The sequence below is a fragment of the uncultured Campylobacter sp. genome, assembly GCF_937921625.1.
In the GTDB taxonomy this organism is placed as follows: domain Bacteria; phylum Campylobacterota; class Campylobacteria; order Campylobacterales; family Campylobacteraceae; genus Campylobacter_B.
Genome location: NZ_CAKZTI010000044.1, coordinates 1 through 26421 on the forward strand (window position 1 = coordinate 1; position 26421 = coordinate 26421).

Sequence of the window (26421 nt, forward strand, 5' to 3'; positions counted from 1 at the left end):
GGGGGGGGGGGGGTAGAATTAGCCAAATTTTACCCGGAAAGGATACTAAATGAAAAAATCGCTATTTGCGTTGGCGCTCGCCGCTTGCTTTACGTTCGGAGTGCCTAATCTCGCGACTGCAGAAAAAGAGTGCCAAAGCGGCAATATGGAATCTTGCACTCAAGCCGGTGCGTTATATCTTTATAGCGACAATCCCAATAAGGGGGTCAAATTACTTAAAGAAACTTGCGATAAAGGAGATATGAGTAGTTGCTGGATTTTGGGAAGCGAGTATATAGGAAAAGGAATTTTAGAAAAAGATATAGAAAAAGCAAAATTTTATTTTGAGAAAGCTTGCGACGGCGGATATTATATGGGCTGCATGAGTTTAGCCGTTAATATATATGGCGCAGACGATATGGAAAAAGCGGCGATTTATTACAGAAAGGGTTGCGATTTAGGAAATGCCTTGGGTAGCTTTGACTCTTGCTATAAATTTGCCATTTATAACCAACACATTATGAACAATACAAAAAAAGCGGTGCAATACTACAAAAAAGCTTGCGATATGGGCAAAGATGATCCGATTGCCGAAATTACCGATATTTGGCAAAAATCCTGCGATATGTATGAGCTACTAAAATAGCTCGCCGAGCTGCGGCCGATACAATGCGCGTCGGCTGCGGCTTAAAATCCCGCGGCGTTTAAATTTAAATCGCGGCGGTAGGCTACTAAGCTCAACGATAAAATTTTAAATTGATCGGGCGATATGCGGCAGAATTTAACGTAAATTTACACGGATCCTGCATAGATTTTGGCGCAAGCAAAGCGCTAAAATAAAGAGGCGGATTTGTCATAAGCAAATGCGTGCTAAAAGCATAGATTGGCACGCAGCAAAATTTTAAGTTAGAATTTATGAAATCTTATGCGCTTCGCCTCTGCACGGATCGGACGAAAGTAGAATTGCAAGATCGGAATTTACGCAGTCGCACGTATAAAGCTTCGCGCGAATTTTTTGATGTGGAATTTAAAATTTTAAAATTCCTAGAGCTTCGAATTTGGCGCCGAGCCTTGAAATATCGTAGCGATAGAATTTTAAAATTTACCGCCGCATCGCTTTAAAAATTTTGCTTGAAAATTTTAATTACGCAGCGTAAAATTTTTCATTTCTGCCGCGACGCTGCGTTTTTCTATAAAAATTTTGCTTTTTTGCTATGACGATGTATTTTTCGTCGTAAAATTTCGTGCCTTTTTTGACGCGGCATTCTTAATGCGCGATCCTCATTATTTTGCTTGTTAAAATTTAAGTGATAAATCCCACGATGTAAACGCAGGGCATAAAGGCTCTTATCTCTAGGCGCCACTTTGAAGCGAAATGAGATAAAATTCTACGTGGCGCAAAAGGCGTCCGATTAGGCCTTGCGGTGTCCTTGCATACTGCGCAAAAGCGCGATCTCCTCCGCCCAGAGGCTATCGTCGATCGTCTCTAAAATCAGCGGGATCTCGTCGATGTTCGGGTCGTTCATGATGTTTTCAAACGCCGCGAGCCCCAAAAATCCGCGTCCGAGGCTCTCATGCCGATCTTTGCGCACGCCGAGCTCGTTTTTCGTGTCGTTTAGGTGCATGCCGCTTAAAAATTTATACCCGATCGCGCGGTCAAACTCGCTCATCGTGCGCTCGTAGGCCTGCGGGCTGCGCAGATCGTATCCTGCGGCGAACGCGTGACAGGTGTCGATGCAGACGCCGATGCGATCTTTATTTGAAATTTTGCCGATCACGTAAGCGAGCTGAGCGAAATCATAGCCGAGATTGGAACCCTGGCCGGCGGTGTTTTCGAGCACGAGCTTGACGCCTGCGGTATTTGCGATGGCGAAATTTAGCGACTCTGCGATATTATCCAGGCACTGCTGAACTGAAATTTCATTTAGATGCGAGCCCGGATGAAAGTTCAAAAGCCTAAGTCCGAGCGCCTCGCAGCGGCGGATCTCGTCCACGAAGGCGTTTAGGGACTTCTCGCGCTCCGCCTCGCGCGGATGGCCCAAGTTTATGAGGTAGCTGTCGTGCACCAAGACATGCTCCGCGCGGATGCCGCTTTGCTTCAGCGCGTCCTTAAACGCGATGATCTCCTCCGCGCTAAGCGGCGGCGCGTCCCATTTGCGCTGATTTTTGACAAACATCGCAAACGCGTCCGCCCCGATCCTTGCGGCGTTTAACGGCGCGTTAAAAACCCCACCGCTAGCACTCACGTGCGCTCCGATTCGCTTCATTCTGCCTCCTAAATTTTTATTTTGTACCGCGTGCGGCAAATTTCATAAACCCGAGCCGCGCGCGGATTTTTAAATTTAAATGCGCGCTTTTCTTTCGCACATACGCGCTGCTTGGTTAAATTTCATCGCAAAGAGTAGGCGCAGAGCGTCAATAAAACCGCGCCGTTTGCGCAGCTTAGGCGGCTACCCGCCGAGTAATGGAATTTTGACCGCTCGCGCTGTGTTTTGTGCGGCTGCTAGAGCGCATTATTCCCGCGCGTTTACAAGGCGTCTCGCCGCGCGAATTTTACTCGTTCGCGATTTGCTCGCGCCGCCCGCGGAATCGCATCTCACGTGCTACAAACACCCGCCGCGTAAAATTTTACTGCAACTCGCGGATTCTGATCTTTACGCCGCGCTTTACGTCGGCGAAGCTTATAGATCTTCCGCCGCCGTCCTTGCCGCGGCAAACTTTATAATCGATAGAGCCATCTTGCAGGCTTTGCGCGAGGCAACGGCGCTCGCCTGCGTCGCTGCCGCCAAAGATCGGCTTGCCGTCTAGGATTTCGCCCAGAAGCCCGCGGTAGTGCTCGGTGCCGAAGAATTTTTTATTGAAAACAAGCTCGTCGTCGCATGCACCGTTCATGCAAATTTTATCGCCCTTTAAAACCAGGCTCAGCACGCTGATGCCGCTTGCATAAATTTGAACCTCGGTTTGGTTCTTAAATTTACGCATAAAGCCCGCGTCGCTGGTGCGAGTAAGCGGCGAAATGACGGTGAAATTTACGGCTTGCGTAGAAGCGGGCTTGAGTGCAGTGGTAGCGCAACCTGCGAGCAGAAGCGAAAGTGCAAGCGGCGCCAGAAAAGAGCATTTCATAAATAATCCTTAATTTAAGTTAGGTTTAAGTGCGTCTTGAGTAGAATACCGCCTTTAATCTTAATACCAGATTAAGTGGCCCCTTCGTCTAACGGTTAGGACATCGCCCTTTCACGGCGGTAAAACGAGTTCGAATCTCGTAGGGGTCGCCACTTCTAGTTTTAAAATTTTTTGACGCAAATTTTAATTTTTGTAAAATTCTGAAATTTTATCTAACTACTAAATTCTAAAATTATGCGCTTTTGCTGCTTCCTGCGCTACAAAATTCCAAGACTGCAATAAAAATTCTACCTGATAATTTTAAAATTTATCCCCGCCGAATTTACGTAATAAATTTTATGCGGACATATGAAACTTAATAAAATAAAACTCGCAAATTTAGCTCTTTCTAAAAAAAATTCGCTAAATTTATTGAATGCAAAATTTTAAAGAATATGTAAATGAAATTCTAAAAAATCATCCTGGCGAGCGCGTCACGAGCTTTAGTTTCGAGGGTGAGAAATACTGGCTAAAGCAGCCGGAACTGCGCATCCGCGGTGGATTGCTTACGAAAATATTTAAAGCAAATCCGAAAGCCGCTTTCGATTACGAAGCGCTAAAATGCGAGAGCCTGTACGCAGCCGGCGCGCCTGTGCCGCAGCTGGTGCTGCGAGACGAGAACTTTTTCGTACTCAAAGACGGCGGCACGCCGGTGGACGAGGTGCTAAAAAGCTCGGATGAGGCAACTTGCGTGGCGCTTATTGAGGACTACGCTGCAGCGTTAGCACAGCTGCATTCGCGCGGCTTCATACACGGCAGACCCGCGCTGCGCGACGTTTTAGTAAAAAACGGCGAGATGAAATTTATAGATTTTGAAAATCGTGGCGAGCGCGGTAATCTGCAAAAAGCCAAAATGCGAGATTTTTTGCTGTTTGTCTATGATCTGTGTCGCGAAAGGCTAAGCGAAGGTTTGGTGCGCGCAGGCATCCACGCCTACGCCTCAAGCGGCGGGCAGGACGTAGTGCAAAGTGCGTGGGCTACGGTACTTGCGCTGCGTCCAATATATTTTATCGCCAGGCTCTTGCCGCAAAAATTTAAGGATCTAAACGCGCTCGTACGCACGTTTGAGCTCTGCCTAAAAATAATTGAGAAAAATGATGGTCAAACAAAGTAAATTCGCTAAATTTAAGCTGGTGATTATACTCGCCTATATGTCGGCTCTGGCGCCCTTGTCTACCGATATGTATCTGCCTGCGCTGGAAAAGGTAAAGGCAAGCTTTTCCACGAGCGAGTTTTACGCTCAGCTATCGGTTGCGAGCTTTTTCATCGCTTTTGCGCTAGGACAGCTCGTTTATGGGCCGCTAAGCGATAAATTCGGCCGTAAAAAGCCGCTATACGCGGGCATTTTGCTTTTTATATGTGCGTCGCTTGCTTGCGTGAGCTTTGATAGCGTTTACGCGTTTATATTTTTTAGATTTTTGCAAGCTTTGGGTGGGTGCGCTGGAGTGGTACTTGCGCGAGCTGTTATTAATGACAAATTCGAGCTGCACGAGGCTGCGGCGATGTTTGCGCTGATGATGGTCGTGGGCTCGCTAGCGCCGATGCTAGCACCAACTCTAGGCGGATTTGTGCTAGATTTTTTCTCGTGGCAAGCGATTTTTGCGATTTTGTTCGCACTTGGAATTTTGCTTTTCGTATTCATATTTTTCGGGCTCGACGAGAGCGCGCAGATAGACGGGACTGCTACACTTAGCGTAAAAGGCGTGCTTGGCGAATACGGCATAATCTTGCGAAATAAAGAATTTATGCGCTATACGCTAGGATTTGCAGTTGCGATGAGCGCGCTTTTCGCTTATATCACGGGCTCTAGCTTCATATTTTTGGGCTATTATGGGCTAGGCGAGCATGCCTTCGGCGTAATATTTGGCATCAACGCTCTTGGAATGACCCTTGTTTCGGCACTAAATGCCAAACTCGTGCAAAATCGCGAACCCGCCGCTTTATTAAATTTCGGCCTAATAGCGATGCTTGTGACTAGCTTGATTTTGTTCGCATGCTCTATGCTTGACCTTCCTTTCATCTGCTTTGAGGCTTCGCTTTTCGTATTGCTTTCATCGCTCGGCTTTGTCGCGCCTAACGCCACGACGCTTGCGATGACGCTGTATAAGGACGGCAACTCTGGCGCAGCTTCGGCGGTACTAGGGACTGCGCAGTTTGCTATTGCCGGGGCTATTTCGTTTATCGTGGGTGCAGTGGAAGCGAATAGGCCGTTTTTGCTCGCAAGTGTGATGGCGATTTGTGCTCTTTGTGCGAACGCTGTGTATTTTTTATTGCGAGAAAAGAATCAAAAATTTTAATTTTAATATTTTTTAAATTTATCGTTAAGGATTGATTGGCTAAAATTAACACTCGTTCTTTCAGCGTAAGAAAGACAATTCGGTAAAAAGAGGAAACAAGCCAATGAGCGATATTATCGCGTATAAATTTAACGGTGAAATTTATGATACTCAAAGCATCGGCGAGCACGCAAGCGAGGCGCAGCCGATATATTTCGATAACTCCGAGGACGCGCTAAAGGTGATCCGCCACTCCTGTGCGCACCTTTTGGCGCAGGCGGTGCGCGAGCTATACCCAGGTGCAAAATTTTTCGTAGGGCCCGCGATCGAAGATGGGTTTTACTATGATATGCGCGTTAGCAAAGATAACGGCGAGAAGCTCGGTGAAGAGGATTTGGGGGCGATCGAAAAAAAGATGCGCGCGCTTGCCGAGGCAAATTTAGAGATTAAAAAGATAGCCTCCACTAAAGAGGCGGTCGCGAAAAAATATGCAAACGACGATCTTAAACAGGAAGTTTTAAAACGTATCCCCGAAGGCCCAGTCAGCTTATACGCGCAGGGCGAGTTTGAGGACATCTGCCGCGGCCCGCACGTGCAAAATACGAAATTTTTGAAAAATTTCGCCCTTACTCGCATCGCGGGAGCGTATCTCGGCGGTGACGAGAAGCGCGAGATGCTAACTCGCATCTACGGCGTCGTATTTGCCGATAAAGATAGCCTTAAAAAGCACCTTACGATGCTCGAAGAAGCCAAGAAGCGCGATCACCGAAAGCTAGGAGCTGAGATGAAATTTTTCACCTTCGACGAGCAGATCGGCGCAGGACTTCCGATCTGGCTTCCTGCCGGCACGAGGATGCGTATAAAGCTCGAGGGGCGCCTTTATAGGCAGCTTCGCAAGCGCGGCTACGAGCCGGTGCGAGGTCCTGAAATTTTAAAATCCGACGCGTGGAAGATCAGCGGACACTACAGCAATTACAAAGAAAATATGTATTTTACGACGATCGAGGATCAAGAATACGGTATCAAGCCGATGAACTGCGTCGGTCATATCAAGGTTTATCAAAGCGAAATCCGCTCATATCGCGATCTGCCGCTTAAATTTTGCGAGTACGGCGTCGTGCACCGCCATGAAAAAAGCGGCGTCTTGCACGGGCTTTTCCGCGTGCGCGAGTTTACGCAGGACGACGCGCATCTGTTTGTGATGCCGAGCCAGATCAAAGAAAACGTCTATGAAATTTTGGATTTCGTGGAGCTTTTGATGAAGGCTTTCGGCTTTGAATACGAGCTTGAAATTTCGACTAAGCCGCAAAAGGCGGTCGGCGACGACGAGGTTTGGGAGATCGCGACGAAGGCCTTAAAAGACGCGCTTGACGAAAAGGGCTTAAAATACGGCTTAGACGAGGGCGGCGGCGCATTTTACGGGCCTAAGATCGACATCAAAATCACCGACGCGCTCGGTCGAAAATGGCAGTGCGGCACGGTGCAGGTCGATTTTAACCTGCCTGCGCGCTTCGAGCTTGGCTATATCGACGAAAATAATGAAAAAAAACAGCCCGTGATGCTGCATCGCGCGATTTTGGGAAGCTTCGAGCGCTTCGTGGGGATTTTGCTCGAGCACACCGCGGGCGAGCTTCCGTTTTGGATCTGTCCTACGCAGGTATCGATCGTGCCGATCGGCGAGGCGCACGCAGACTACGCGAAAGAAATTTTAAATTTGCTGCGCGAAGCAGACATTGACGGCGAAATTTTAGATAGAAACGAGACGTTAAATAAACGAATTAGAACGGCTGAAAAGCAGAAGGTGCCGCTCATCATCGTCCTAGGCGATAATGAAGTTTCGGCTCGTAGCGTGGCTCTGCGCGATCGCAGGGCGCGCGAACAGCGAAATTTAGGGCTGGATGAGTTTTTAAATTTCGTAAAAGCTAAATTAAACGAGGTGAATTTTTGAGCAGAGAGAAAGAGGTTTTTCTAAACGAGGACATCCCGGCTAGCGAAGTCAGGTGCATAGGCGACAACGGCGAGGTTTACGGCATAATTTCAAAGGCGCAGGCGCTGCAGATCGCCGAGCGAGAGGGTGTGGATCTGGTTTTGATAGCGCCCGATGCAAAGCCGCCCGTTTGCAAGGTCATGAACTACAGCAAATTTCGCTATCAGCAGGAAAAAAAGCTCAAAGAGGCGAAAAAAAAGCAAAAAATCATCGAGGTCAAAGAGATCAAGCTGTCCGCCAAAATCGCTCAAAACGACATTAATTACAAAGTAAAACACGCGAAAGAATTCCTTAGTAGCGGCAAACACGTCAAGCTTCGCGTATTTTTAAAAGGGCGCGAGATGTCAAGCCCGGAAATCGGCGTAAATTTGCTCAATAAAATTTGGGACGAATTTTTTGCAGAAGTTGCCGACCGCGATAAGGCGCCTGCGCTGGAGGGCCGCTACGTAAATATGCTGATCACGCCGAAAAAGGCGTAGAGTAAATTTAGCGGTATTTGCGCTGCATGCGGCAAAATTTTAAAATTTCGCGCTGTTTCTTCGCGGTACAGCGCGTGAATTTAAGCTAAATAGCGTAAATTTTAAAATTTAATGTGGGCTAAGTTTATCTCTAAATTTAGACCTTTAAATTTGTATAAAATTTTTTGTATCCAGCCAAACCGAATCTTAAGCGAGTGGCAGAATTTAACTTTAAATTTATCTTGCGTCAATTTAAGCTATAAAATTCCTTAAATTCAAATTTTTCAAAGAAACTTTATTATATACTTCCCATTCACTTTAAAAAAAGGACGACCATGCCAAAGATGAAAAGCGTGCGCGGTGCCGTCAAGCGTTTTAAAGCGGGCAAAAACAAGATCAAAAGAGGCTCGGCGTTTCGCAGCCATATTTTGACGAAGATGTCTCAAAAACGCAAGAGGAATTTGCGCGAGGCCCAATACGTCGATTCTACGAACGTATCTGCGGTTAAAAAAATGCTTTGCAAATAGTGCGAAGTTAGTTTTTGACGAAAGTCATTCAAACTCCCCTAAATTCATGGATTTTAGGGCAAGATCCCCAAGGGACGCCGATTAAGAAAGGATTAATATGGCAAGAGTAAAAACGGGTATCGTTAGACGCCGCCGTCACAACAAGGTGCTAAAGCTTGCGCGCGGATTTTATAGCGCAAGACGCAAACATTTCAGAAAGGCTAAAGAGCAGCTGGAGAGAAGCCTCGTTTACGCCTTCCGTGACAGACGCGCGAAAAAACGCGATTTCCGCAGACTTTGGATAGTGCGCATCAATGCAGCTTGCAGGCTAAACGACATCAGCTATTCTAAATTTATAAACGGACTTAGAAAAGCGGGCATCGAGCTTGATAGAAAAATTTTAGCAAATATGGCTATGAACGACGCCGAAGCTTTCGCAACCGTCGCGAAGAAGGCAAAAGCGGCATTAAAATAAGCTTTAAAATTTAGCCGTCTTAAGGCGGCTAAATTTTTAAATTTCGACAAAGCTTTTAATTATAAAAGCATGTCTGCAAATTTGTTGAAATTTAAGAATTTGGGTAATTTTATTTGAGGCGGTGCAGAATGCTAAAGTCTTTGAAAAAAATCGTATCTCTTGCGCTTATCGGTGCAGCAGGGTTCGGCTATGCGAGCGAGCAGAATTCCTGGAGCTATGCAGACGCGCAAAAATCTCCTTCCAACAACACTTCCCGTTCCGACGTAATGAGCGCTGCGGACAGCTTGGGCGCGAAATTAAGCAGGCGCGACGCGGCTAGCGATAACTCCGCGAGCGACGAGTATGAAAACTCATTTCGTATCAAGCTCGAGTACGCAAGGGGCTTTGCTAAAAAGGGCTCATATTCGGGCAGGCTTAATAATCAGCGCGTTATGATGCCTGCATTTCGCTGGACGGGCAATAGCGGCGTAAATGCCGAGTTTTGGAACGGTATTACCAATATAGGCGGCGCGCTGGTTCCTTATGTGGCTTTCGGCTCATACGAAAAGCGCCCAGGAGGAGATTCTCACTCACAATATTTGGTGCGAAGAGACGAGGATTTGGCTCAAATGCAGCGCAATAAAGCCGCGGGTATCAAAAATCTCGCCTATACTTATACGGGCACTACCGGTCCTATCGGTCCTGACGGTCGTCCTACTGCCATTGGTTCAAGTAGAAATTTAAGCCTAGTATATGCCGATATCGATAATTTTGTAAATTTCTACGGCAGAGAAAACATCGCGGGATACTTTATCGACGAGGTTGATACCAGAGATAACCCCGCAAATATCGCCTATATGGCTAATATCTACAATTATATCAAGACCAAATACCCTGAAATGCTAGTTTTGGCGAATAACGGCTGGGGCGTGCGCGATGCCATAGCTCCTTATGCGGACGTTTGGATGCTGCAAGAAGTTCATGCGCTTAACTCAGATAAACCAGAAGATTATATAAACCGCTATCGTACTAGAACTTCGGAGTTTGAAAAAGACCCGGCAAATTCCTCTAAAATTTTGCACGTCATATATGGCGCCAGGCCCGATCAATACGACGAGATCATAAGGCTATCTCGCGAGCGCAACGCGGCAAATCTATTTATCACCTCCGACACGAATGCCTATCCTGGCGGATATGACGATCTGCCTACCTATTTTGAAGCGCTGATGCTGGCGATCAATAACTTCACGCCTAAAAACGGCAGCCTATTTTCGCAGGTCGTAAGAAGAGGCAATCGGGTAGGCATCGAGATGCCGCGCTCGAAGGTCGATCTGGACCTTACCAAGCTAGCAAGAAATTCCGCTTATAAAAATTTAGCTGACACCGACGGGCAGGAGTTTAACGTAAACGTAAGCGCGATCGGAAACTACGGCGGGGATTACAAAGACCGCTCGGGCGGCGTCAAATACGATCACAAGAGCGACGGAATTTTACTCGGAGCCTCCAAGAGAGTAGATGATCTTACGCTGGGCGTGATCTTTGGTTACCAAAAATCGGACGCTTGGTACGAGGGTAAATTCGACGGTGTCAAAGAAAACATCAAATCCTACGAGCTCGGTCTGGCGGGCAGATACGATTTTAGCAAGAATGTGGATCTGGCGGTCAATTTAACATATTCGACGAACGATCATAAATTTGAAACCAACAACGGATTCGGCGCTATCCATGGCGCAAAATACAAGTCGCAAATTTGGGACTTCAGCACCAGAGCCGGGTATAAATTCTTATTTGAAAACGGCTATATAAAGCCGTATTTGGGGCTTGGAGCGATTAGGGTGAACGAGGATGCGATCTCTAGGCTTAGGTTTAGCTCCGCTTCAAAAACTGCGCCAAACGGCACCGCGGGAATTTACGCGATCAAGGCTTTCGGCGATCTGCAGATATTCGCAAATGCGGAGTACGAGCATCGATTTAGCGGCGATTCGTATCACGCGAGCAGAAAATATTCGGATAGATACGACGTGGAGGGGCTTGATTATTCTAACGGCGTGTTTAACGGCGCGATCGGATTGAAATATAAGATCCTTCAAAGCATCGCACTCAGTGCATCGTACGAGCTAAGCGAGAGCAAAAATAGCCTGGCAAGAGCCGCTTTTGACGTTGAGTTTTGATTTTAATCGGACGTAGCCCAAGATAGGCAGCCTGAAGCACGACTGTAAATTCCTCTTTGCCGCAAAGCGAAAATTTTATGAAATTTGCGGCTAAATTTTACCTGGGCTTTGCTGCGAAATTTTAAAATTCCGGCTGCGGATTTCGTTTATATATTTTCTCGCTTTTAAATTTCATGCACTTATCGCTTTTATGCTACTTTCAATATAAAGAATAATGCGGATTTTGCAGTAGAATTTTGCACGTGTCTTTTAAAAGTGGTCTGAAATTTTAAAGATCTGTGTCTGCTTTAAATTCCGTGATTATTAAATTTTAAAATTCCATATGCAAAGAAATTTTAAAATTTTAAATCTGGTTCGATAAAAAGATTTTGCTAAGCAGCGGGATTATAAAAATTCTAAAGCAATTACTCGTAAAATTTTATAAAATCCGGATTAATTAAAATCGCTAAGCCTAAGACGATGAGGTAGAATTTTGCGGATCGCTCCGCAAAATTTAAAAGAGATTATTTTAGCTTGTCTAGTTCGATGATGTAAGGCACTGAGTTTACCCCCGCACCGAAATATTTGGCAGCTAGGGCTTTTGCAGCATTTAGCTCGGCAGCGCTTACGTCTTTGGCACCTGCTTTGTTATCTTCGGCGTAGTATTTTCTAAAAACCGCTATCTTTTGCTCGTCAGTTTTAGCATTTTTGATCTCTTTGTAGATGAGTGCGGATTTTGCGTGGCCGTCATCGCCGTGAACGGAGGTCATGATTATATCGACATTGTTATTTTTTAACGTTTCTTCGATCCTTGCCATCTCTTTGCGGCAGAATGGGCACAAAGCGTCCGTCAGCATCAAAATCGTAGGTTTTTTTGGATCGTTTCCTAGCTTGATGATATTGTCTTTGCTCTCTGCTTTGAAGACCTTACTTAGCTGTCCTGCGATGCGGTCTTGTTTGATCTGCTCCTTATAGACTACGCGTTTTTTAGGATCGATGATATCGGTAAAGATCAGATCGCCTTGAGTGAAGATGATCTCCTCTTGCGACATATTGCCTTGAGAGATTTTTAAAACGACCGCTTCAACGCCCTTTGGCTCGCTAAGTGGGATGCGCTCGGCGATCTTTATGTCGATGCCTTGCGGTACGCCGCCGTAGATAGATAGAATTTCGCTGTCGCTTAGAGCCGCGTTCAGGCTCGCTGCGAGCGCAACTGAAGTTAAAATAGCTTTTTTCATTTTTTTCCTTTGCAAAAAATTCCGCGCATTGTAGTGCAAAATTTTAAATTTTTACTTTTTCAAATAGCGTTTATTGTCGATCGTCACGATATTTCCCATTTTATCTAGGTATTCGAGGTAGCAGATAACGAATTTCCTGCTAAGCCCAAGCTCCTCTTTGGCGTTCGTGATGTTTACGAAACCCTCTTTTTCGATGATTGCGTAGAGGCGCTTGATCGCTAGGGCTAAATTTTCGGCCTCGACGAAGAGATTGTGCGCGAGACGGACGACCTTTTTGGCGTAGGTCAGCTTCTTTAGCGCGTCATCGCCGCTACTGCGGTCGATCTCCAGCTCGTCATAGACGTTATAAGGCGCGAGAGGCGCGATTCCGCCCTTTTTGATGAGATCAAAAATTTTACTCTCCAGGCTCTGCTTAAGCGCGTCAAAATCCACTCCCGATTTTACGTAAACTCCGCCCTTTTTGGAGACGATACCGCTCCGCTCAAGCTCGCTAAGCGCGCGCGCAGCAAGATCTTCGCTGGCCCACGAGAGCTTTAGGGCGATCGAGGCGGGCGAAAAGATCGCGTAGTCGTTTTTTGAGATGATAAATTTTATGAAGTTTTTTACGTCCTCGATCGCGCTTAGATCGTAAACGCATAAATTTGCTTCGTCAAAATATGTCCCTTCTATGCCGCGCGCGATCTTTACCGCTTCGTCGTACTCCATTCCGAAGCGCTGATACGCCGAAAATAGCCCGAATCCGTGCTTGTGAAAGCCGCTTAGAATTTTAAATGCTTCGGTGAAATTTCGCTTCAAAAGCGCGGTGAGAAGTACGGCTTTGCTCTGCTTTTTTAGCGGCTCGACTACGGCGTTTAGCACGCGCCCGCCGCCGATTACGCGCGAGTTTGCCAAGCAGACGAATGGCTCGCCGAATTTCAAAAACATCGTTTTGTCAAATTTAAAGCTTACGAGCTTCTCGCCGCTTGGAAGTTCTTTTAAAATGAGCGCTTTTGCCGCGCTTTGCTTGCTTCCGACGCAAAACAGCACGTCTTGATTATGCGAAATTTCGCCGCTAAAGGTGCAGTCCGCTTCATTAAAGCCGCGGAAAAAGCCCTTTTTGCTTAGGATTTGCCCCTTTTGCAGCTCGCTCGTTTTGGCGTCCAGACTTAGCGCGACGCGGTTTGGAGCCTGCGCTAGCGGCGTGTCCTCGTCATGGATCTGCACGCTTTTGACATTAAAAATTTTACCCAGATCGCAGTTATAAAGCTTCTCGCCCTTTGAAATAGCGCCGTTAATTAGGCTGCCCGTTACGATGGTGCCAAGCCCCTTAAGCGAAAAGACGCGGTCGATGTAGTAGTGCACGACGCCGCCTCCTTGGCGCTGCGCGGGCTTGATATTAAAGAGATAGTTTTTCAGCTCGGCGATGCTTGCGGGATCTTTTATGCTGATAAAAAAGGTGTTTAAAATTTGCAAATCCTTAAATTTGCCGATGTATTCCCTGCACTGCGCCGCAACCTCCGCCTTGCGCGCGTCGCCCACCAGATCGCACTTGCTGATACACAAGATCACGCTTTTTACCCCGAGCAGCGATAAAATTTGAATATGCTCGCGGCTTTGCGGCATCAGCCCGTCGTCCGCGGCGACTACTAGCATCGCAGCGTCGAAGGCATACGCGCCGCTAATCATCGTCTTTACTAGATTTTCATGCCCCGGAACGTCGATGAAAGCGACGTTGGTGTTCCCAGAGCGCAGATGCGAAAAGCTAAGATCGATCGTGATGCCACGTTCTTTTTCGCTCGACATTCGGTCTCCTTCAAAGCCGTTTAGCGCCTTGATTAATGCGGTCTTTCCGTGATCGATATGGCCTGCGGTGCCGATGATTACGCTATTCATAAATTTCTCCGATCTTTTTTATTAAATCTTGTAAGTCGCTTTTTAAAATCGATCTGAAATCGAGCAAAAATTTATCATCCTCGATCCGCCCGATTATGCCCGCAGCGCGAAATTTTGCCTGCGTGCTCTGTGGATCTGCGCCGTCAAGTATCGCAAGCGCGACGCTAGGGTATGAGGCGCCGGGCATCGTACCGCCGCCTACGAAGGTGGTAGTAGGCACGATTTGCGATTTTGCGCTGATGCGAGATTGCACTAGCTCCGCTCGCTCACGCAGCTCGTCCAGGCTCAGATGGATCTGATCTATCGTCGTGATGAGGTGAAATTCTTTATTTATATACGCCTTGATGGTCTCGGCAAGCAGGCTTAGCGTGATCTTGTCCACGCGCAGCATTCGCAGTAGCTGGTTTTTACGCAGGCGCGCGATGAGCTCGTGATCTCCTAGAATGATGCCGCACTGCACGGAGCCGAAAAGCTTGTCGCCGCTAAAGCTAAGCAGCCGCACGCCGTTTTTTAAAAGCTCAAAAATGGATGGCTCGCTTTTGCCTAGCCCAAATCCCAGCTCGCTTGCGTAGCCGCTTCCAAGATCGTAATAATCGATGATCTCGTTAAAGTTTTCTGCTTTTTTCATGCTAAATTTTGCAGGGCAAATTTTAGAAGCTTGAGCGGAAATTTCGCTCTCTCCGTCTTCATGAAAACACTCGCTCTTTTCGGACGGCTCGCCGCTATTTAAATTTAGAGCATTCGCAGAAGCTGCCGCTAAGCTTAAACCATTCGCCGCGGAATTTAGAATTTCGCTCGCCGTATCCGCCCGCCCGCCGCAAAGATTTTCTAAATTTTTAAAATTCGCCGCTCTAAGCGCTAAAAATTCTCTCTTTGCCTGTGAGGCACGGCGTGCCAAAGCTGCAACTTCCGCAGCGCTTACGCTAGAGCTGAAGCCTGAAATTTTAAAATTTGAGCGGTGCACCTTCATCAAGATCGCCGTGTTTTCATTGATCGCTTCTTCGTAATCGTCCAGCTTGGTTTTGTTCGTGGTGCCGATCTCTACTAGCTTTGCGCCCGAGTTTGCCATCACTTCGCTCACCCGAAAGCTCCCGCCGATCTCGACTAGCTCGCCGCGGCTTACCACGACTTCGCGTCCGCGCGCGAAGGTATTTAGCACCAAAAATACCGCCGCAGCGTTGTTATTTACCACGAGTGCGTCCTGCGCGCCGAAGAGTTCGCTGCACAAAAGCGCTATGTAGTCGTATCTGTTGCCGCGTGCGCCCTCGGATAGGTCGTATTCTAAATTTGAATACGAGGTGATGATCTTTTGCGCGCGGGCTAAAATTTCGGCGCTGATGACGCTGCGGCCGAGGTTTGTGTGTAGCACGACGCCGGTTGCGTTAATGAGCGGCTTAAGGCTTAAGTTTTGAAATTTTTCGTAGCGCGATTTGATGCGCGCGATGATCTCGCTTTCGCTTGCGACCGCGCCTCCTTGCAGCGCCTTTTCGCGCTCCTGCCCGATAAGCTCTTGCGCGATTTTGATGATTTGCGGGCGGAGGCAGTTCTGAAACTCTCGCGCGTTTGCGATTTTGTCGATTTTTGGTAGTTTGATTCGTTGCATTGCGACCCCGATGCCTTAAAATTTAGGCGATTTTATCATTTAAAGCTTTGATTTTGCTTTATCTATAAAATTATTAATTTAAATTCGATTTACTTTAAGTGCAGAATTTAAAAGCTGTTTAGAAAATAAGAGTAAAACCCGCCTAATTATCAATTTAGGATAGATTATGAAAGAACATGGATTTTATGCCGCGGGGCTAAAGGATGTCGTCTTAAGCGACGATATCGAAATTTGCGGCGATGAAGAGGGGACAAAAAATGAGGAATTTATCGTTGCGAATTCGCCGAAATTAAAAGCGCAAATTTATGCGCCCGAGATAAATTTTTATATAGAAAATTCCGCAGATGAGCCGCTACAAATCGCTAAAAACGTAGATATTTTGTATCGCGCCAAAGATATCGCCTTCGACGGCGCGCTAGATAGCGACTATCAAAAGCCCGTCGGCAAAAACGTGATTCTCGCCTGTGACGAGCCTCGAGGGGAGCTTGTGAGGCTACTTAGGCAGCACGGATTTAAGGTGATCGTGTTAAGCAGGGCCGAGATTAAGTTCGTCTATGGCGAGATTGGCGATCTTGCGGTTACGATTTTAAGCGAGCGGGATGAGGTTGAGACTGAGGCGGATTTTTTCTTGATTAGCGGCGCAGTGCCTTATCAGCTACGACAAAGCGGCTGCTACGAGATCTCGGGACTAAAAGACGATGAAATTTTAGAAATTTTAAATTCCAAAAGCCTAGTTTATCATTATAAGAATTCCACGATCTTTGATCCCGCGATCTGCCAGTATCAAGGTAGGCGGAATGAGCTGCGAGCGCCGTGCGTGGAGGTTTGCCCCACAGTGGCGATTTTGAAAAATGACGAAAAGCGCGAGTTAGTATTTTCGCATATCGACTGCATCGGTTGCGGCGCGTGCGTGAGCGTCTGCCCTAGCGGCGCGCTGAAATTTGCCAAGCTGCCCCAAAGCGTATTTGGCGAGATCGCAAAGCTCTATGCAGGCAAAATTCCACTTCTCATCGCGGAGGGCGAAATTTCATCCGCTTTAAAAATAGAGCTTCCGTGCGGCGTGCTGCCGTTTGGAATTTTTGGAAGTAAGCAAATAGATGAGGTAAATTTGCTAAGCGCTATGCAAGAAAGTGGCTCGAGTGTGATCGTTTACGGCGCAGACGTGGGCGAGAGCACGCGCGAAGCGGTGGAGCTTATCAATGGAATTTCGCGCGCGATCTACGGCAAGGACGCGGTATTTTTAGCGCGAAATTTAGCCGAGCTGCAAGAGGCGCTAAAGCAGGCGCAAAGCGCGCAGCCGTGGGGGCTTTCGATAAACGAGCAGGGCCTTAGCAAGAAAGAAATTTTTTCCAAACGCGTAAGCGCAATGGTTGGCGAGGGCAGCTTCGGCGCCGTAAAAAGCGGAGAGTTGCTAAAATTTGGCAAAGTAAACATAAACGAAGCAAGTTGCACGCTATGCCTTAGCTGCGTGGGCGCCTGTAATACCGGCGCGCTGTATGCCGATAACAGCGACAATTCAATTAAGCTCAATGCCTCGCTTTGCACGACGTGCAACTACTGCGTGCTAAGCTGCGCCGAAAAGGATACGATCGAGCTTGAGCCTTGCGGCGTGGAGCTTGAGCCGGGATTTTTTAATTACAAAATGCTAGCTAAAGATGAGCTTTTTAAGTGCATTGAATGCGGTAAGGAATTTGCGACGAGCAAAGCCGTGATGAAGATCGCGGATATGATGGGTGCGCATTTTGCAAACGAGCCTGAAAAGATGAAGACTCTTTTTTGCTGCGGCGATTGCAAGGCGAAAATAATGATAAAAAAGCAGATAGAAGATGCTAGAAAAGGGGCAATGTAATGGATGCGAATCTACTTCAAGCAAGAAGCTACTACTACGAATTTTTTGCAATTCCGTTTTTTTTCTATGAAACGGATGCGAAATTTAAGCGCTGGAAGGAGCAGCTGGAGTTTTTACGCAGCTCGCCCATTGTGCCTAGCGATGAGGCGGAATTTCAAAATTTGGCGAAATTCGATTTTGCAGCGTTTAAAAGCGAGCAAAATTCCGTGCTTTTTGATTTTTCATACGCCAACGTGCCGATGAGTGCGAGCTTCTACGACGAGGGGCGCGACGATGGGCGTATGCGTGTCGCGGTAATCGACGCGCTAAAAAAGAGTAAATTTCGCCGCAATATGGAGCTTTGCAAAGAGTGCGAGGATTATGTGGGATTTATTTTTTACCTGCATTCAACTCTACTTCGCGACGCGGCTGCAAAACACAGCGCGGTTTTAAACGGACAAAATTCCGTGGCAAATGAGCAAAATTTTACGAATAGCGCGAGCTTGACGGCGCAAGACGGCGAAGCGCTGGCGTTAGAGCTTTTTACGAATGTCACCAATAGCTTTGTGGATGAGTTTAGCGAGCTTTTGTGCGGGCATGTGCGGGCGGATTTTTTCAAATCATTAGGCGCACTAATGAGAAGCTTTTTTGCGCTTGAGCGCTCGCTTTTAGCGCTTGCCGCTCCGCAAAAGAAAGATCGCAGCGTCGTTAAAGAAGCGATCAAAAAAGGTGGCTATCAAAATAAATTTACCAATCCGGAAGATATTTTTGATCTGGATTGATAAATAAAATTTTTAACCAAAATCTTAACGCAAAAGCAGAATTTCGGTTAAATTTTAGACTCGCAAGCTCGAGTTTTGCGAGTAGTTTTTTAGTTAGAACTTTATATTTTGAATTTTAAATAAAATTTAAAAAGTAACTTAAAATTTAATTTCCATCTCACTGCCTTTTCGTTATAATTCATTAGACTTAAATCCTGTAACAGGTGTTACTACAATAAAAGATTTAAAGCGATTTCTTCACAAAGGAAAACCATGGAGAACAAACGCAGGGATTTTCTTAAAAAATCTCTAAAAATCGGCGCAGTAGGTGCCGTGGGCGTTGCCGCGTCTCAGGCTCTAGCGAAAAGCGAGCAGGACTATGGCGATACCGTTCGTGGCAAATCACCGAAAAAAGAGGTGCTTTACTGGGAGAGTGAAGCGTGGAAAAAATACTATAAAGTAGCTTACTAGGAGAATTTTCATGAGTGAGAATGCGATCGGAAGGAGATCGTTTTTGAAACTCGCCGCTTTAGGAGCGAGCAGCGTAGCCGCGTTTGGCGAAAATAATACGCTAAGAGCTGCTACTGAGCAAGAGATCAAAAACCCATTTCCAGGTTCCGTTATGAAGCGAACGATATGTTCGATCTGTTCCGTAGGCTGTGGTATCGAGGCTCAAGTGGATGAGAGCACCAATACCTGGATTCGCCAAGATATGGCAGTAGATCACCCGATCTCGCAGGGCAGTCACTGCTGTAAGGGAATCGATCAAATCGATCTAACCAAATCTAAAATGCGTCTTAAATATCCGCTCAAAAAGGTTGGCGGCAAGTGGGAGCGCATAAGTTGGGAGCAAGCCGTTAACGAAATCGGCGATAAAATGCTTCAAGTCCGCAAAGAGGACGGTCCAGATAGTGTGGTATTTCTGGGTTCGGCTAAATTTTGTAACGAGCAGGCATATTATTTTAGAAAATTTGCAGCCTTCTGGGGTACAAACAGCAACGACCACGTAGCCAGAATTTGACATAGCGCAACAGTCGCCGGTGTGGCGAATACTTGGGGTTATGGAGCTATGACAAATCACGTAGGCGATATGGCGAAAAATTCTAAAATAATCCTTTTCATAGGTGCGAATTCCGCGGTTGCAAATCCCGTAGGGGCTATGAAGCACGCTCTTCAGGCTCGCGATAGAAACGGCGCGAAAATCGTTGTAGTTGATCCAAATTTTACTAGAACTGCGGCTAAGGCCGATATGTATATTAGAATTCGTCCGGGAACCGATATAGCGTTTGTGTACGGAATGCTGCATCTAATCTTTAAAAACGGCTGGGAAGATAAGGAGCTAATAAAAACCAGAACCTACGCTGTAGAGGAGATTAGAGCCGAAGCTGAGAAGTGGGATCCTAAAGAGGTAGCCAATGTCACCGGATGCAAAGAAGAGGAGCTGATAGAATTTACGAGGATGTTTGCTACCACAAAGCCCGCTACTTTATGCTGGGCTCTAGGCATTACTCAGCACTCGATCGGAAGTTCAAATACTAGAATTTTGGCTCTTTTGCAGCTCATACTAGGCAATATGGGCAAGCCGGGCGGCGGCTGCAACATCCTTAGAGGTCACGATAATGTTCAAGGCGCTACCGATATGTGCAATCTCTCCGATAGCTTGCCTGCGTATTACGGGCTAGCCGATAACTCCTGGAAGCACTTCTGCAAGGGCTGGGGCGTAGATTACGAGCAGTTTATTAAAAGATTTGCCGTATCTACTAAGCAGCCACACGAAAAGCAGGGTGAAAAAGTGCCTGGTACGAATTTTACCGAGTATTTTCACTACGATCCGAGCATCGAGCAAGATGTGATAAACTGGCGCAACGAAAAGGGCTTTTCGCTATCTAAATGGTGGCAGGGCGTTTTGAAAAATGAGCCCGTTTTAAGTAGTGGCAATGTCCGCGTTCTTTGGGTGCAAGGCACAGGAATTACTTCTATGGCTCATGTTCGCGAGACTCAAGAAGCATTAGGCAAGATCGATATGCTGGTAGTCGCCGAGCCGTTCTTAAACGAAGTAGCGATTCTAAACGATAGACCGGATGGAATTTATGTTTTGCCGGTAGCTACGCAGTTTGAGAGCGAAGGCCATCTAAGCGCTACAAACCGTAGCGGTCAGTGGAGAACTCAGATTGTTAAGCCTCTATTTGAGAGCAAAGAGGATCAAGAAGTAATGTTTTTATTCGCGAAAAAATTCGGCTTTTACGACGAATATGTTCGCGGCATGAAGATGGGTATAGTTGACGGTGAGCTTAAGCAGGTTAAGGACGATTTTGTTTGGCCTGACGACGCTACCGATGAGATCGCACGCAATACTCAAAGTATTGGAAATAACGGACGTACCGCAGCTAGATTTCGCAGACAGCAGAAGAACTGGCATCTATTTGATCCCGATACTTTGCGCGGCATAGGTGGCGAGGTCGAGGGCGAATACTACGGGCTTCCATGGCCTTGCTGGGATACGCAACACCCGGGCACGCCGATCCTTTACGACGTAACTAAGCCTTATGCCGACGGCGGTATGGGATTTAGAAACCGCTTCGGCTTAGAACACGACGGCGTTTCGCAGCTAGCCGACGAGAGCATTACTCTTCCGGGATCAAAAATTCAAGGCGGACATGCGGAGATTACAAAAGCAAATATCGAACAGGTTTTAGGCATTACGCTAAGCGAGGATGAAAAAGCCAAGATGGGACCTACGTGGAGCACAGATTATAGTGGCATTATCGCTAAAAAATGTCGCGAGTTTGGAATTTGTCCTTGCGGAAACGCAAGAGCCAGAGCGAAGGTTTGGCAGTTTGCGGATCAAATTCCGAAGCACCGCGAGCCGATCCACTCGCCTAGATGGGATTTGGTGGAGAAATATCCGACCTTTGCGGATCAAAAACGAAATTTCCGCGTCTTTACGAGATTTATCTCCGAGCAGAAAAAGCAGGATTGGAGCAAGGACTTCCCTACTATCGTAAGCTCGCTAAGGCTAGTAAATTTAAGCGGTGCGGGCATGATTGAGCGCACGAGCAAGTATCTTTCAGCGATTACTCCGGAGATGTTTGCGCACGTAAATCCTAAGCTTGCCGCTGATAAAGGTATCAAAGATGGTGAGATGATGTGGATTCATTCGCCGCAAGGCACGAAGATCAAAGTCAAGTGCATCTATTCGCACGCCGTTACGCCTGATCGTATTGTTATGCCGTATAACTTCGCGGGAATTTTTCAGGGCGAGGATCTAAGCGAGCGCTATCCTGAGGGTACTAAGCCATATATCAGAGGCGAGAGCTCAAATACGATTACCAACTACGGCTTTGACATAAATACGCAAATTTCGGAATTCAACGCCGGTCTTTGCAGACTAGAAAAAGCATAAGGAGATAAAATGCCGGCAAGATTAAAATTTTACGTCGATGTCGAGCGTTGCATCGCTTGCTATGGTTGCCAGGTAGCCTGCAGCTCGGCGCACGGGGTTCCTGTGCAGATCAATAGGCGCAAGGTTATCACTTTAAACGAGGGCATAGAGGGGCAGGAGGTTTCAAGCTCTATCGCTTGTCAGCACTGCACCGATGCGCCTTGCGCGCAGGTTTGCCCGGTTCAATGCTTCTATATCAGAACCGACGGCGTCGTTTTACACGACAAAGATAAATGTATCGGCTGTGGATATTGCCTCTACGCGTGTCCGTTCGGCGCTCCGCAATTCCCTAGAGACGGAGCTTTCGGTATCAAAGGTGCGATGGATAAGTGCACTATGTGCGCGGGTGGACCGGAGCCTACGTTTTCGCACGAAGAGCTACATAAATACGGCCAAAACCGCATCGCAGAGGGCAAGGTTCCGATATGTGCAGCGATCTGTTGCACGAACGCTCTAATCGTGGGCGACGCGAGCAGAGTTTCGGATGTTTATCGCAAGCGCGTACTTACGCGCGGCGTGAGCCTATAAGATTGTGGAATTTTAAACGCCTACGATTTAAAATTCCGCCTTTTTTACAGAAATTTCAACCGAGCGACGGCTTTAAATTTAGCGGTCGCTCGGCGCAAAATTTTATTTAAAAATTCCACTCTTGCCCATTCGCCGTTAGATTATTTCAAAAAATCGCCTCTTGCTGACATTAAAATTTTAAATTTATGCTACAATCACTCAAATTTAGGATTTGAAATCTTAAGCGAAAGGATCCGTCTTGAAAAATAAAATTTCACTTTTTTTGGTCATTTCGGCGTTTTTGATTTTTACGGGCTGCTCTAAAAATGTACCCGTAAATAGCGGCATCGTGCGCACTTCCGAGCCGCTTCACATTATGGAATTTCCGCAGGATAAACTCATAAGCGTAAATTTCACCAACACCTCTACGACGGATTCAAATTTAACCCAAGTAGTGATCCAGCATCTGCGTGCGGACGGATTTAAAGTCGTAAATAAAAGCGCGGCGAACGTCCAAATCGGCGGTAATCTCAACTACTTCCGCAAGGCGGATTTTTCGCGCAGATCGTGGGATAATCCGAGATTTAGCTTCGGTATGGGATTTGGCAGATATTACAGATATACGGGCGTGGGCGTGGGCTGGGGGATGCCGTTCGGTTATGATCCTTGGGACGACGACGATTATTACAGAGACTACTTCTACGACTCGCAGATTAGCCTCTACATAAGCGTTAAAAACAAGGGCGCGTGGAAGGATTACGTAACTAATCTCAACTACCAAAGCATCAAAAATCCGGGCTCTAAAGACTCGGTAATGGATGCGCTAAATTTTAAAATTTACGAATATATAAGACAGATGATTAAGCAGGGAAGATGATAGTAAAAGAGAATAAAAAGCCCGTAGCGATGACGCTGGCGGGGTCGGCGATTTTGGCGCTTGCTAGCGGATATTGCTACCACGCGGGCTTTGGCGGCGCGACGCTTTTTGCTTCCGTAGTGGCGGCATTTTGCGCGTTTTTTTGCGCGCTCAGACTTGGCGCTAAAAATTATTTGCAGATCGGCGAGGATGCTTTTACGATCGTGCGCGGCGCAAATTCCGAAAGCTTCGAATACAAAGATATCGCAAATTTAGGCACCAAAACCTTCGTCGCGGGCAGAAACAAAACGGAGCTTTTAAATTTTGTATTCAAAAAAGCGCCGCAGGCGCAGGATCGCTTTAATTTTTTACGATTTTACAGCGACACGGAGGCCACGCTGCCGGGCTCGTTTGAAATTTCGATCTACGAGCTAAGTAAAATTTTGCGCGAAAAAGCGGGTCTTTCGCAAAGCCCTGAGGAAGAACAAACCGCTTTAAAAACTCGCAAGGGTGCCAAAGGCTCTAAAAAAAGCGCGAGTAGCGGTAAAAATTTTAAAACTAAAAACTTCCGCGATGAAAATTCCGCTTCGCAAAATTCCGATACGCAAAATTCCTGTGGCGCACAAAATTTAGATGAAAATTTAGGCGCGCAGAATTTCGCCGCGCAAAATTCTAATGGCGCCGCCGATTTAAACAGCGCGCAGAATTTGAAGGGCACTTCAAATTTAAACGAACAAAGCTCCGCCGCGCCGAATAATGCCGCTTCCTTAAATAGCGCCTGCGCAGGCGAAAATTTCACAGGCGCCGAGAATTCCACTCCTAAAATTTCCGCAGGTGATAATGAGCTTGACGTTGCGCCAGGAAGTGTGGTAGCGGCTAGCTATGATGCCGCCGATGCCGCGATGCAAAGCTCTGCCTGCGAAAGTAAAAATAAGTAGAGGCGCGGCTTTGAACTCCTTACCGATCGGAATTTTCTTGCAAGGAGCCGCGCTGATGCTCTCGCTAATCGTCGCGATCGGCGCGCAAAACATCTTCGTCATCTCCCAAGGCCTTGCGAAAAACCACGTCGCAGCGGTTTGCATGGTTTGCGCGCTAAGCGATGCCATATTTACGGCCGTAGGGATATTTTTAATCGGCGGCGCTCTTAAGCAAGGCTCGCTTCTTACCCAAATTTTAGGCATAGGCGGGGTCATATTTCTGCTCTGCTACGCGCTAAGCTCGTTTTTTAGTGCCTATAAGGGCTCGCATTTTGCCAAGATTCAAAACTCTGCAAATAGCCCGCTGGCGCCCGTCGTAGCCAAAGCCCTTGCGGTGACGCTTCTAAATCCGCACGTGTATTTAGACACTGTCGTGGTCGTGGGCTCGTTCGGCGCTATGATTGCGGATCCGCAAAAGCCGTGGTTTTACGCGGGAGTTATGTTCGTATCGTTTGCGTGGTTTTTCGGCTTAGGATATGGCTCAGGGGCGCTTTCGAAGCTTTTTGCAAGCAGCAGGGCATGGCGCATAATCGACTCGCTCGTGGGAGTTTTGATGCTGTATATGGCGTATCTGATCGCGAAGTTTGTCTTTAAAATTTAAAATTTCACGCTAAAATTCCGCATTCTTGATAAAGGATCTATGATGAAAATTGAAATTGAAAGCGGGCTCGAGCTAAAAGAAGCCTTGTGGCGCGTAGAGAAAGCTCTGCGACTAGTGACCGACAAGGACGGCAAAACCACATCGAGCGCGACGCTTTATGTAGGCAAACATTCGCTTTTAAATTTACTCGATACCAACCAGATCGAAAATATCCAAAACGCCTATGCGCGCGCCAGAACGGAATTTCGCGCGGAGATGCTGGGTGTGCTGGAGGGCTTTTTATCTCAAGAGGACGCCGAGAAGGATCCGGAATACGCGCTATTTAATCAGCTCTACCAAATGGCGATGACTGCGGGCAGAAAGAGTGATATTTTTATCCACGTCCAAGGCATAAGCGAAAACGAGGTCGTGCTGCGCGTGTATCAGCGCTTCGAGCTGGAGAGTGGCGAGACAATCTATTACGCAGGCGGCGAGTTTAGCTACACTCTGGATGAAAATTTCGGCAAAATTTATCGCTACGAAATTTGATTTTAACGCTACGGCGTGAGATCAGGTGTCGCTTCGATCGTAAATATTACGTCCGCATTATGCCTCTTTGCTGCAAGGAGCATAAATTTAGACGCTCAAAACACAAGGCAAGTTTAAATTTAGGCAAACTTTCTACAACGATAGAATTCCGCTCGGTTAAATTTATCGTAATTTCAAATTTAAAGCTACATGTAAATTTTTATCCTTTGATACACAAATTTTACCCTACTGCCCGCCTGCATTCGAGTTTGCCTTGTTTTACGCTTGTCAAAATTTTTAACCGAGCTCGCATGAAATTTTACTCCTCAGGCACGCAAATTTCGCCGCGCCGCATCGCTTTTACCGTATGAAAGCCCACGATACCTATAAAAACGCATAGGATGGCAAAACCCGCCGCTCCCGCAAACAAGAAAAATTTGATCCCGTTAAACTCAAACGCTCGCAAAAACGCGATGCTAGCCGCAGCCGTCGGGAAGGTAAACGCCCACCACGAGAGGAAAAATTTAAGCCGCAAAAAGCTTTTAAACATAAAAAGGATGAGAAGCGCGAAAAATAGCGTGATGTAGAGCATGATCTTCGCCGTGACGTCAAAGCTGCCGGTGAGCTTGACGTAGTCCAAAAACGCCATCGCAGGCGGCGCGATCACGATAAAAAGCGTCGGGATAAATTTCTGCGGCATCTGATCGTGAAAGATGATGCGGTAAAACAAAACCGCAAAAAGTACGAGCCAAAAAAATATCCCGATCGCAAAGTAATACCACGCAAGCTCGCTCGCGGCGGGCGCTGCTAGCGGGACGAAGAGATTGCCCACGATCGGGATGAACCACGCTGGGTTTGAGTGCGCGATCTGGACGTTATTTTTGATCCAAAAAGACACGATGTGCAGCGTAATAAAGGTCTGAAACGCTACGCCCACGCAAAAAAGCGCGTCGTAAACGGGCGCGAAGTCCCGCCAGAGCGAGGCGACTAGCAGCGTGCCGATCGAAAAAGCGGCGAAAAAATTTACGCGCACCGGGTGGAAAAACTCCGCCTTGCAAGCTTGCGGGTATCTGATTAGCTTTGCCGCGTAACAAGCGCAGATGAGCGCGTATGCTAGGCTCGTCGCGCCGCGTAAAATCTCAAAAATCGTGCCTGAGATATCAAATATCAAATTTAGCCGCTCATATGCGAGAGCTAGCCCACCAAGCCCCATAACTACGGTGTAAAACATGATCGGAAAGTGCTGCAGCCAGCTTG

At 47.0% G+C, this 26421-nt stretch carries 23 protein-coding genes and 1 tRNA gene; 18 read left to right on the top strand and 6 right to left on the bottom strand.

What is annotated here, in order from left to right:
* Positions 1–49 precede the first annotated feature (49 nt).
* On the top strand, positions 50–625 hold the full coding sequence (locus tag Q0101_RS06970; protein ID WP_297943647.1) for a tetratricopeptide repeat protein: 576 nt from the start codon (positions 50–52) through the stop codon (positions 623–625).
* A gap of 766 nt (positions 626–1391) precedes the next feature.
* On the opposite strand, the gene nfo is transcribed toward Q0101_RS06970, so the two are convergent.
* Both nfo and Q0101_RS06980 read right to left on the bottom strand, forming a co-directional pair.
* Positions 1392–2246, bottom strand: a complete 855-nt coding sequence (gene nfo / locus Q0101_RS06975) for a deoxyribonuclease IV (RefSeq protein WP_297943650.1) — start codon at positions 2244–2246, stop codon at positions 1392–1394.
* Between the two features lie 361 nt (positions 2247–2607).
* Entirely contained in the window at positions 2608–3102 is a 495-nt protein-coding gene (locus tag Q0101_RS06980; RefSeq protein WP_297943507.1) for a hypothetical protein, read from the bottom strand.
* Positions 3103–3179: 77 nt separating this feature from the next.
* On the opposite strand from Q0101_RS06980, the gene Q0101_RS06985 reads away from it, so the two are divergent.
* From Q0101_RS06985 to Q0101_RS07020, 8 genes are all read left to right on the top strand, one after another.
* Positions 3180–3254, top strand: a tRNA-Glu gene (locus tag Q0101_RS06985).
* A 263-nt stretch (positions 3255–3517) separates the two neighbouring features.
* Positions 3518–4255: a spore coat protein gene (locus tag Q0101_RS06990; protein WP_297943653.1), complete on the top strand. Its 738-nt coding sequence runs from the start codon at positions 3518–3520 to the stop codon at positions 4253–4255.
* Complete coding sequence (locus Q0101_RS06995; RefSeq protein WP_297943690.1) at positions 4239–5438, top strand: multidrug effflux MFS transporter; 1200 nt, start codon at positions 4239–4241, stop codon at positions 5436–5438. Before Q0101_RS06990 ends, Q0101_RS06995 begins: the two co-directional genes overlap by 17 nt.
* Before the next feature lie 103 nt (positions 5439–5541).
* On the top strand, positions 5542–7365 hold the full coding sequence (gene thrS, locus Q0101_RS07000; protein WP_297943656.1) for a threonine--tRNA ligase: 1824 nt from the start codon (positions 5542–5544) through the stop codon (positions 7363–7365).
* Positions 7362–7883, top strand: a complete 522-nt coding sequence (gene infC / locus Q0101_RS07005) for a translation initiation factor IF-3 (RefSeq protein WP_005871062.1) — start codon at positions 7362–7364, stop codon at positions 7881–7883. Before thrS ends, infC begins: the two co-directional genes overlap by 4 nt.
* Positions 7884–8197: 314 nt before the next feature.
* Positions 8198–8389, top strand: a complete 192-nt coding sequence (gene rpmI / locus Q0101_RS07010) for a 50S ribosomal protein L35 (RefSeq protein WP_005871089.1) — start codon at positions 8198–8200, stop codon at positions 8387–8389.
* 97 nt (positions 8390–8486) lie between these two features.
* Complete coding sequence (gene rplT, locus Q0101_RS07015) at positions 8487–8843, top strand: 50S ribosomal protein L20 (protein ID WP_005871091.1); 357 nt, start codon at positions 8487–8489, stop codon at positions 8841–8843.
* A 128-nt stretch (positions 8844–8971) separates the two neighbouring features.
* Positions 8972–10993 (top strand): autotransporter domain-containing protein, encoded by a 2022-nt coding sequence (locus Q0101_RS07020; protein ID WP_297943660.1) that lies wholly within the window; start codon positions 8972–8974, stop codon positions 10991–10993.
* A 503-nt stretch (positions 10994–11496) separates the two neighbouring features.
* On the opposite strand, the gene Q0101_RS07025 is transcribed toward Q0101_RS07020, so the two are convergent.
* The 3 genes from Q0101_RS07025 to selA are packed head-to-tail and all read right to left on the bottom strand — an operon-like array spanning position 11497 to position 15685.
* Entirely contained in the window at positions 11497–12210 is a 714-nt protein-coding gene (locus Q0101_RS07025) for a histidine kinase (RefSeq protein WP_297943663.1), read from the bottom strand.
* Positions 12211–12261: 51 nt separating this feature from the next.
* Positions 12262–14082, bottom strand: coding sequence for a selenocysteine-specific translation elongation factor (selB, locus tag Q0101_RS07030; protein WP_297943665.1), 1821 nt, complete (start codon positions 14080–14082; stop codon positions 12262–12264).
* Positions 14075–15685, bottom strand: a complete 1611-nt coding sequence (selA, locus tag Q0101_RS07035; protein WP_297943668.1) for an L-seryl-tRNA(Sec) selenium transferase — start codon at positions 15683–15685, stop codon at positions 14075–14077. The genes selB and selA overlap by 8 nt, the downstream gene beginning before the upstream one ends.
* Positions 15686–15851: 166 nt before the next feature.
* On the opposite strand from selA, the gene Q0101_RS07040 reads away from it, so the two are divergent.
* From Q0101_RS07040 to Q0101_RS07080, 9 genes are all read left to right on the top strand, one after another.
* Entirely contained in the window at positions 15852–17534 is a 1683-nt protein-coding gene (locus Q0101_RS07040) for a 4Fe-4S dicluster domain-containing protein (RefSeq protein ID WP_297943670.1), read from the top strand.
* Entirely contained in the window at positions 17534–18295 is a 762-nt protein-coding gene (locus Q0101_RS07045) for a molecular chaperone TorD family protein (protein WP_297895867.1), read from the top strand. Before Q0101_RS07040 ends, Q0101_RS07045 begins: the two co-directional genes overlap by 1 nt.
* 252 nt (positions 18296–18547) lie before the next feature.
* Positions 18548–18745, top strand: a complete 198-nt coding sequence (locus Q0101_RS07050; protein ID WP_005871103.1) for a twin-arginine translocation signal domain-containing protein — start codon at positions 18548–18550, stop codon at positions 18743–18745.
* Positions 18746–18755: 10 nt separating this feature from the next.
* Positions 18756–21677, top strand: a complete 2922-nt coding sequence (locus Q0101_RS07055) for a formate dehydrogenase subunit alpha (RefSeq protein WP_297943673.1) — start codon at positions 18756–18758, stop codon at positions 21675–21677.
* Between the two features lie 9 nt (positions 21678–21686).
* Positions 21687–22244 (top strand): formate dehydrogenase FDH3 subunit beta, encoded by a 558-nt coding sequence (gene fdh3B, locus Q0101_RS07060; RefSeq protein ID WP_297943676.1) that lies wholly within the window; start codon positions 21687–21689, stop codon positions 22242–22244.
* Between the two features lie 238 nt (positions 22245–22482).
* The gene (locus Q0101_RS07065) at positions 22483–23100 is read left to right on the top strand and encodes a hypothetical protein (protein WP_297902697.1); all 618 of its coding nucleotides are present in this window, start codon (positions 22483–22485) and stop codon (positions 23098–23100) included.
* Positions 23097–24017, top strand: a complete 921-nt coding sequence (locus Q0101_RS07070; RefSeq protein ID WP_297943679.1) for a hypothetical protein — start codon at positions 23097–23099, stop codon at positions 24015–24017. The genes Q0101_RS07065 and Q0101_RS07070 overlap by 4 nt, the downstream gene beginning before the upstream one ends.
* Before the next feature lie 10 nt (positions 24018–24027).
* Positions 24028–24657 carry a LysE family transporter gene (locus Q0101_RS07075; RefSeq protein WP_297943681.1) on the top strand — a complete coding sequence of 210 codons (630 nt, stop codon included), beginning with the start codon at positions 24028–24030 and terminating at the stop codon, positions 24655–24657.
* 42 nt (positions 24658–24699) lie between these two features.
* Positions 24700–25185 (top strand): hypothetical protein, encoded by a 486-nt coding sequence (locus tag Q0101_RS07080; protein WP_297943684.1) that lies wholly within the window; start codon positions 24700–24702, stop codon positions 25183–25185.
* Positions 25186–25483: 298 nt separating this feature from the next.
* Here the strand turns inward: Q0101_RS07080 and Q0101_RS07085 are convergent.
* Positions 25484–26421, bottom strand: a 938-nt coding sequence (locus tag Q0101_RS07085) for an SLAC1 anion channel family protein (protein WP_297943687.1), incomplete at its 5' end; no start/stop codon positions are given.